This is a genomic window from Mesorhizobium sp. M7A.F.Ca.CA.004.06.1.1, assembly GCF_003999135.1.
Lineage (GTDB): Bacteria > Pseudomonadota > Alphaproteobacteria > Rhizobiales > Rhizobiaceae > Mesorhizobium.
In genome coordinates this window covers 1-8,019 of sequence record NZ_RZPQ01000212.1, presented here as the reverse complement: position 1 = coordinate 8,019, position 8,019 = coordinate 1, and the positions used below count along the sequence as shown (strand labels likewise).

Annotated in this window: 10 protein-coding genes and 1 pseudogene; 9 read left to right on the top strand and 2 right to left on the bottom strand. The window is 64.5% G+C overall.

Going from position 1 to position 8,019, the window contains the following annotated elements; genetic code table 11:
- Positions 1-50: 50 nt before the first annotated feature.
- From EN906_RS14940 to EN906_RS14925, 4 genes are all read left to right on the top strand, one after another.
- The gene (locus EN906_RS14940; protein ID WP_127269530.1) at positions 51-461 is read left to right on the top strand and encodes a VOC family protein; all 411 of its coding nucleotides are present in this window, start codon (positions 51-53) and stop codon (positions 459-461) included.
- A complete protein-coding gene (rdgB, locus tag EN906_RS14935) occupies positions 461-1,108 on the top strand; it encodes an RdgB/HAM1 family non-canonical purine NTP pyrophosphatase (RefSeq protein ID WP_127269531.1) in 648 nt (215 codons plus the stop codon). The genes EN906_RS14940 and rdgB overlap by 1 nt, the downstream gene beginning before the upstream one ends.
- Positions 1,105-2,268: a radical SAM family heme chaperone HemW gene (gene hemW, locus EN906_RS14930; RefSeq protein ID WP_127269532.1), complete on the top strand. Its 1,164-nt coding sequence runs from the start codon at positions 1,105-1,107 to the stop codon at positions 2,266-2,268. The genes rdgB and hemW overlap by 4 nt, the downstream gene beginning before the upstream one ends.
- Before the next feature lie 399 nt (positions 2,269-2,667).
- Entirely contained in the window at positions 2,668-3,105 is a 438-nt protein-coding gene (locus EN906_RS14925; RefSeq protein ID WP_127269533.1) for an EamA family transporter, read from the top strand.
- A 73-nt stretch (positions 3,106-3,178) separates the two neighbouring features.
- Here EN906_RS14925 and EN906_RS14920 read toward each other — a convergent pair whose 3' ends face one another.
- Positions 3,179-3,367 carry a hypothetical protein gene (locus tag EN906_RS14920; RefSeq protein ID WP_127269534.1) on the bottom strand — a complete coding sequence of 63 codons (189 nt, stop codon included), beginning with the start codon at positions 3,365-3,367 and terminating at the stop codon, positions 3,179-3,181.
- Between the two features lie 134 nt (positions 3,368-3,501).
- Between EN906_RS14920 and rsmI the strand changes: the two genes are divergently transcribed.
- Both rsmI and EN906_RS14910 read left to right on the top strand, forming a co-directional pair.
- Complete coding sequence (rsmI, locus tag EN906_RS14915) at positions 3,502-4,431, top strand: 16S rRNA (cytidine(1402)-2'-O)-methyltransferase (protein WP_127269756.1); 930 nt, start codon at positions 3,502-3,504, stop codon at positions 4,429-4,431.
- The gene (locus EN906_RS14910; RefSeq protein WP_127269758.1) at positions 4,424-4,801 is read left to right on the top strand and encodes a YraN family protein; all 378 of its coding nucleotides are present in this window, start codon (positions 4,424-4,426) and stop codon (positions 4,799-4,801) included. Before rsmI ends, EN906_RS14910 begins: the two co-directional genes overlap by 8 nt.
- A 173-nt stretch (positions 4,802-4,974) precedes the next feature.
- On the opposite strand, the gene EN906_RS14905 is transcribed toward EN906_RS14910, so the two are convergent.
- Positions 4,975-5,781: an undecaprenyl-diphosphate phosphatase gene (locus tag EN906_RS14905; RefSeq protein ID WP_127269760.1), complete on the bottom strand. Its 807-nt coding sequence runs from the start codon at positions 5,779-5,781 to the stop codon at positions 4,975-4,977.
- A gap of 160 nt (positions 5,782-5,941) precedes the next feature.
- Here EN906_RS14905 and EN906_RS14900 point away from each other — a divergent pair, with 160 nt between their 5' ends.
- The 3 genes and pseudogenes from EN906_RS14900 to EN906_RS14890 all read left to right on the top strand — a co-directional run.
- Positions 5,942-6,634 (top strand): glutathione S-transferase family protein, encoded by a 693-nt coding sequence (locus EN906_RS14900; RefSeq protein WP_013528622.1) that lies wholly within the window; start codon positions 5,942-5,944, stop codon positions 6,632-6,634.
- A complete protein-coding gene (gene queG / locus EN906_RS14895) occupies positions 6,615-7,769 on the top strand; it encodes a tRNA epoxyqueuosine(34) reductase QueG (protein ID WP_127269762.1) in 1,155 nt (384 codons plus the stop codon). The genes EN906_RS14900 and queG overlap by 20 nt, the downstream gene beginning before the upstream one ends.
- Positions 7,766-8,019, top strand: a pseudogene (locus EN906_RS14890) (NAD(P)-dependent oxidoreductase); the annotation flags it as partial. The gene queG and the pseudogene EN906_RS14890, both read left to right, overlap by 4 nt.

Sequence of the window (8,019 nt, the reverse complement as noted above, 5' to 3'; positions counted from 1 at the left end):
ATCTCCCCCCTTGAGGGGGAGATGGCCGGCAGGCCAGAGGGGGGCGCCTCGTGACGCCCTCGGCCATCCTTGAATCCGCTCTCTACGTCACCGATCTTCCCGCAGCGGAAACCTTCTACACCGACATCCTCGGCCTCAATCTCCTCGGCAAGGTCGACGGCCGCCACCTCTTCTTCCGCTGCGGGCCGGGCGTGCTGCTCGTCTTCAACGCCGAGGCGACGAAAGTGCCGCCGGCGCCTGACGCCAGGCTGCCGGTGCCGCCGCATGGCGCGGTCGGCCAAGGTCATCTGTGCTTTACGGCGACCGGCGATGAAATCGCCGGCTGGAAAGCCCATCTCGCGGCGAAGAAGATCGCCATCGAAAGCGAATTCGAGTGGCCGCAGGGCGGCCGTTCGATCTATATACGCGACCCCTCGGGCAATTCGATCGAATTCGCCGAGCCACGAATCTGGGGCCTTTGATGCATTCTCTTGATGGCAAGAAGATCGTCGTCGCCAGCCACAATGAAGGCAAGCTGCGCGAATTCGCCGACCTGATGGGGCCGTTCGGCTTCGAAGCGAAGTCGGCCAAGGAGTATGGCCTGCCGGAGCCGGACGAGACCGGCACCACCTTCGAGGAGAACGCCTACATCAAGGCGCTCGCCGCCGCCAAGGCGACCGGCCTGCCGGCGCTGTCGGACGATTCCGGCCTGTGCGTCGACGCGCTTGATGGCGCGCCCGGCGTCTACACCGCCAACTGGGCCGAAACCCCGGATGGCAGCAGAGATTTCGGCATGGCCATGCAGCGCACCGAAGTGGCGTTGCAGGAGGTCGGCGCGGCCTTGCCGCAACAGCGCAAGGGACGCTTCGTTGCCGTCATCTGTCTGGCGTTTCCCGACGGCGAGGCCGAATATTATCGCGGTGAGGCCGAAGGCACGCTGGTCTGGCCACCGCGCGGCGAACTCGGCTTCGGTTACGACCCGGTCTTCCTCCCCGACGGCTTCGAAAAGACCTTCGGCGAAATGAGCGCCGAGGAAAAGCACGGCTGGAGGCCCGGCCAGCCGACGGCGCTGTCGCACCGCGCTCGCGCTTTCCAGAAGTTCGCTAAAGCGAGATTGGGCTCGGCATGAGCATCCTGCTCGACCGGACGCCCGGCTTCGGCGTCTATGTTCATTGGCCGTTCTGCGCGGCCAAGTGCCCCTATTGCGACTTCAACAGCCATGTCCGCCACCAGCCGGTCGATCAGGACCGCTTCGCCAGTGCCTTCGAGGCCGAGCTGGCGACGATGCGCGAACGCACCGGGCCGCGCGAGGTGACCAGCGTTTTTCTCGGCGGCGGCACGCCGTCGCTGATGAAGCCGGAAACCGTGGCCAGGGTTCTTGACGCCGTGGCGAAGAACTGGACTGTGCCTGACGGCATCGAGGTGACGCTGGAGGCCAATCCGTCCTCGGTCGAGGCCGAACGCTTTCGCGGCTACCGGGCAGCCGGCGTCAACCGCGTGTCGCTCGGCGTGCAGGCGCTGAATGACAAGGATTTGCGCTTCCTCGGCCGGTTGCACAATGTCGAAGAGGCCCTGCACGCCATCGGCCTCGCGCGGGAAATATTCCCGAGGCTGTCCTTCGACCTCATCTATGCCCGGCCCGGCCAGACGCCGGAGGCTTGGGCATCGGAGCTGGAACAGGCGATCGGCCATGCCGCCGACCATCTGTCACTCTACCAGCTGACCATCGAGGAGGGCACGCCGTTCCACGCGCTGCATGCGGCGAAAAAATTCATCATTCCCGACAATGACCACGCCGCCGACCTCTATGCGCTGACGCAGGAGATTACATCGGCGCATGGTTTGCCGGCTTACGAGATTTCCAATCACGCAAGGCCGGGTGCCGAGAGCCGGCACAACCTCACCTATTGGCGCTATGGCGAATATGTCGGCGTCGGGCCGGGCGCGCATGGCCGCTTCGTCGAGAATGGCCGCCGCACGGTGACGATCGCCGAGCGGATGCCGGAAACCTGGGCCAATCTGGTCGAAGCCAAGGGCCATGGCGTCACCGGCGGCGAAATCCTGACGCGTTCGGAAGAGGCCGACGAATTCCTGCTGATGGGCCTGCGGCTCGCCGAAGGCATCGACCTCTCCCGCTACGAAACGTTCTCCGGACGCGGCCTGTCGTCAGCACGGCTGTCGATGCTGCAGGGAGAGGGGCTGGTGGCGCCGATCGGCAATTCGCGCCTGCGCGCCACGGCCGCCGGCATGATCGTGCTCGACGCCGTGGTCGCCGATCTGGCGCGGTAGGCAGGTAGCTTTGCCTGCGCCAAGCTCCTCCCGCCTCGTCATCCACGGGCGGAACGACGCGAAGCGGCGCGCAGACCCGAGGATCCATGCCGCGACGGCTGCTGCGGGGCGTCACGGTCCAGAATGGGCATGCCTGCTCTGCCACTTGTCCCGTTCAAACAATAGATTTCGTTGCCGGCGCATCTTCTCCACGCCAGCTTTCCAAATTCTGCACCGTAGCGAAATTCAGAAGTCACGGAATGGATCCTCGGGTCTTCGCGACGTCGCTTCGCTCCTGCTCCGCCCGTGGATGACGAAGGTGGGGAAGCCTCGTCCAATCTCCGAAGCTTAGGATTACACTTCTGAAGGCACGCGTTTCACGGTATCTCGGTTGAGACCTCATCCGCAAAGGCCACCGGCATGAACCTGACCGTATCCTCCTGGCAATTCTGGGCATTGCTCTCAGCTGCGTTCGCTGCCCTGACGGCGATCTTCGCCAAGGTTGGCATCGAGAACATCAATTCCGATTTCGCCACCTTCATCCGCACGGTCATCATCCTGATCGTGCTCGGTGCCATCCTGCTTGCCAGCGGCCAGTTCCAGTCGCCGGCCACGATCTCGGCAAAGACTTGGGCTTTCCTAGGCCTGTCCGGTCTGGCGACCGGCGCGTCATGGCTCTGCTACTTTCGCGCCCTGAAGATCGGCAATGCGGCGCAGGTGGCGCCGATCGACAAGCTAAGCGTCGTGCTTGTGGCGGTGTTTGGCGCGGCCTTTCTCGGCGAGCGGTTGTCCGGAGCGAATTGGCTTGGCGTCGCTCTTATCGCGGCGGGCGCGGTGCTGGTCGCCTATCGAGGCTAGTTGCGCGCCGTTGCGGGCATTCTTTGTTTCAAGACGGGTGATGAAGATATCGAAGCGATTGGGCATCGTCCGGTCAGTGCTCCGTCGTGCTATCGGGTTTGTTGTCGGAAAGCCTGACGTTGGTCGGCAAAGCGCTCACGGCTCGCTCTTTGGCCAGGCTGTGCTCGGTCTTGGCAGATAGGCGCTTGTCCCTGGGCGCGGCACCGCGCTTGCGGCCGGCATAGTAGGGCTCGAAAGCGTCCTGTATCTTCAGGCTGTCCATCCTGTCCTCCTCCGGAATCAGGGGGCTAATCTGCCAACGCCGGTTTGGTTCCCCACTGTGGCAAAGGAAAGGCGAATTCCTTACATCGGCGTCAGCTTTTGCAAGCCCGCGTCAGCCGTGCCAAACAGGGCTGAATGGAGAAGTCATCGGTGACCGCAGAGACGAGCAAGCGCAGCTATGTGGTCGGGCAGACCGAGATCGCGGCACGGCCATTGGAGCCGGCGCTCTATCTGGTGGCGACGCCGATCGGCAATCTCGCCGACATCACGCTGCGCGCGCTGGAGACGCTGGCCGCTGCCGACATCGTCGCCTGCGAAGACACGCGGGTGTCGCGCGTGCTGCTCGACCGCTACGGCATTCGCCGCCGCACCACGGCCTATCATGAACACAATGCCGGCGAGGCCGGGCCGAAGCTGATATCGGCACTTCAGGCCGGGCAGAGCGTGGCGCTGATCTCCGATGCCGGCACGCCGCTGGTATCCGATCCCGGCTACCGGCTGGTCGGCGAGGCGCTCGACCACGGCATTCGCGTCGTGCCTATCCCCGGCCCGTCAGCGCCGCTGGCGGCGCTGACGGCATCCGGCCTGCCCTCCGATGCCTTCCTGTTCGCCGGCTTCCTGCCGGTCAAATCAGGGCAGCGGCTGACACGGCTGGAAGCACTGAAGGCCGTGCCGGCGACATTGATTTTCTTTGAATCGCCGCGCCGGCTGGCTGACTCCCTGGCTGCCATGGTCGAAGCGCTCGGCGGCGAGCGCAAGGCCGCTATCGGCAGGGAATTGACCAAGACCTTCGAAGAGATGCGAACCGGCACGCTGCAGGCGCTGGTCGACCACTATGCTGCGGCCGATACGCCGAAGGGCGAAATCGTCGTCTGCGTCGGTCCGGCCGAGGCCAGGGTCGACGAGCCTGAAGACATCGACCGTCTGCTTCTGTCGCTTGCCGTCGAAATGCCGGCCTCCAAGGCGGCCGCGGAAGCCGCGAAGATGACCGGCGGCCAGAAACAGGCCCTCTATCGGCGGCTGCTTGACCTTAGGGAGACTTCTGGAGAAAGCGACAGTGGCTGAGCGCCCAAGCGTCAGCCGCCAAAAGGCCTATCGGCGCGGCCATCGCGGTGAATGGCTGGCGGCGGCAGCACTGATGATGAAGGGCTACAGAATCCTTGCGCGCCGCCACCGCACACGCTTCGGCGAGATCGACCTGATCGCGCGGCGCGGCGATCTGGTGCTGTTCGTCGAGGTCAAGGCGCGCCGCACGCTGATGGAAGCCATGGAGGCGATCGGTCACGAATCGGAACGTCGAATAGAAGGCGCGGCCGACATCTGGCTGTCGCGCCAAGCGGACTACGGCAGGCTGTCGATGCGCTTCGACATGGTCGCGGTGCTGCCCTGGCGCTGGCCGGTGCATGTCGAGAACGCGTTTTACGGGAGGAGTTGAGGGGCCACTTACGGGCGTTGCTCGCCCTTCGCTGGCTCCCTGCCCTTCGGGCGTTCAGTCCCTTCAAAAGGTCCACCGGACCTTTTGATCCGCCCGAAGGCGAACCGGGCCTTCACCGTTCGTCGTTCGGAAAGCCAAGCAATTGGCTTTCCGTCCGCTTCGCGGACCACTCCTCACCCCCAGATCATCAGCGCCATCAACCCGACACCGCCGACCACCAGCCGCCACCAGCCGAACAGCGCGTAGCCTTTGCGCGAGACATAATCGAGCAGGAAGCGTACGACGATGAGCGCCGTGACGAAGGCGGCGACGAAGCCGACGGCGATGATCGGCAGGTCGGCACTGCTCAGCACGTTGCGGTTCTTGAACAGGTCGAAGGCAAAGGCGCCGACCATGGTCGGGATCGCAAGGAAGAAGGAAAATTCAGCGGCAGCGCGCTTATCGACGCCCAAAAGCAGGGCGCCGACGATGGTCGAGCCCGAACGCGATGTACCGGGAATGAGCGACAGGCACTGGAAAAGCCCGATCTGCAGGTAAAGCCGGGTCGGGAAGCGCTCGACATCGCGGTAGACCGGCTTGAGGTTCATGCGGTCCACCGCCAGCAGCACGACGCCGCCGATGATCAGCATGATGCAGATCAGCCTCGGCGATTCGAACAGCACCGTCTTGATGAAATCATGCGCCAGCGCGCCGATGATCGCCGCCGGCAGGAAGGCGATCAGGATGCCGATGGCGAAATGCCGCGTCAGCCGGTCATGCGGCAGTTCGAGCAGCATCTTCCACAGGCGGCGGAAATAGACGCTGAGGATCGCCAGGATGGCGCCGAGCTGGATCAGGATCTCGAAGGCCTTGCCGGTCGAATGGAAGCCGAGGAAATGACCGGCAAGCAGAATATGGCCGGTCGACGACACCGGGATGAACTCGGTCAACCCCTCCAGCAGGCCGAGCAGCAGGGCTTCGACGATGGTCTGGCTTTCCATGGCTACCTCGGCATTGGCGTGACGGCTGACAGAAGGGCTTGCTTGTCATGGCGTTGAAGTCCCCCTATAGGTCGCAACACCCTGACGGCCCGCTAACCGGGCGGCCAAGACTTACCGGTGCGCCCTGCGATTCGCCAGTGCGCTTTATCATCGCGGAACCATGCTGACGCTTTTCCACCATCCCATGTTCGCCACCTGTCGCTTCGTCCGCCTCGCATTCGGCGAGTATGGCGAGGAGCTGGCTTTGATCGAGGAAAAGCCGTGGACCCGGCGCAAGGAGTTCCTGGCGCTGAACCCGGCCGGAACGCTGCCGATCCTGCTGGCCGAAGGCGACGTGCCGATCGTCGGCGCGACGGTGATTTCGGAATATCTCGATGAAACGCGCGGCGTGCTGAAGCGCGACAAGCGGCTGTTCGCCGAGGACCCGATGCAGCGCGCCGAAATCCGCCGGCTCATCGACTGGTATCTCAACAAGGCCGAAAGTGAAGTCACCCGCCATCTGGTGCGCGAGCGCGTGCTCAAGCCGGTCATGCCGGAAACGGCTGGCGGCGGCTCGCCCGATTCGGGCGCGATCCGTGCCGCGCGCGCCAACATCCGCCAGCACATGAAATACACCAACTGGCTGGCCGGCACCCGCCATTGGCTGGCCGGTTCGAGGGTCACCTATGCCGATCTCGCGGCCGCGGCGACGCTGTCGGTGCTCGACTATCTCGGCGAGATCGACTGGCGCGAGCACAGCGCTGCACGCGAATGGTACACGCGGGTCAAGTCGCGGCCCTCCTTCCGGCCGCTTTTGACCGACCGGGTGCGCGGCCTGTCACCGGTGTCGCATTATGCGGACCTCGACTTCTGACGCCGCAAAACTGCGCGCGCTGATCGACGCGGAGGCGCAGCGCGCCGGCTTCGATGCCGTTGCCGTCACCTCCCCCGATGCGATCCCGCTGGCGCCGGCGCGCCTGGCCGAATTCGTCGCCGATGGCTTTCATGGGTCGATGGACTGGATCGCCGAGACGCTTCAACGCCGCAGTGAACCAACAGCCCTCTGGCCGCAGGTGCGCTCGATCATCGTGCTGGCGATGAACTATGGCCCCGACCATGATCCGCGCGGGGTGCTGGCCAAGCGCGACTCCGGCGCGATCTCGGTCTATGCGCAAAACCGCGACTATCACGATGTGATGAAGGGGCGGCTGAAGGAGATCGCCGGCAAGATCGTGGCGCGCGCCGGGGGTGATGTGAAGGTATTCGTCGACACTGCGCCGGTGATGGAAAAGCCGCTGGCCGAGGCCGCCGGGCTCGGCTGGCAAGGCAAGCACACCAATCTGGTCAGCCGCGAGCACGGCTCCTGGCTGTTCCTCGGCACCATCTTCACCACCGCCGAACTCGTGCCCGACCGCGCCGAGATCGACCATTGCGGCTCCTGCCGCGCCTGCCTCGACGCGTGCCCGACCGATGCCTTTCCGGCGCCCTACCGGCTCGATGCGCGGCGCTGCATCTCCTATCTCACCATCGAGAACAAGGGGCCGATTCCGCACGAATTCCGCGAAAAGATCGGCAACCGCATCTATGGCTGCGACGATTGTCTTGCCGCCTGCCCGTGGAACAAATTCGCCCGGGCAGCTTCCGAAGCAAAACTCGTCGCGCGCGATGATTTGCGCGAGCCGCCGCTCGCCGACCTTTTGGGTCTCGATGACGCGGCCTTCCGCGCTTTCTTCTCCGGTTCGCCGATAAAACGCATCGGCCGCGACCGGTTCATCCGCAACGTGCTGATCGCCGCCGGCAATTCCGGCGATGCCTCTCTTGCCGACACTGTGCGCGCCTTGCTGGACGATGCCTCGCCGCTGGTCCGGGGCGCGGCAATATGGGCGCTGGCGCGGCTGGTGCCCGATGCCGAATATTCAGAACGGGCAGCCATCGGCCTGAAAACCGAAAGCGACGAAGCCGTGCGCGACGAATGGCGTCTGGCGCGGCCAACCAGGGCGAATGCATGAGCGAAAAGCAGATATTCATCTTCGGCGCCGGCTATTCCGGCGGGGCTTTTGCTCGGGCTAACAAAGGCGCCGCGACGATCTTCGGCACGACACGCTCGCCGGAAAAATTCGAGACGCTACGGCAGGCCGGTGTCGCGCCGCTTCTGTTCGACGGCGCGATGACCGGCGAAATCGGCGATGCATTGGGAAAAACAACGCATCTGCTGATTTCGGTCGCCCCGGAAGAGGCCGGCGATCCTGTGCTGAATGC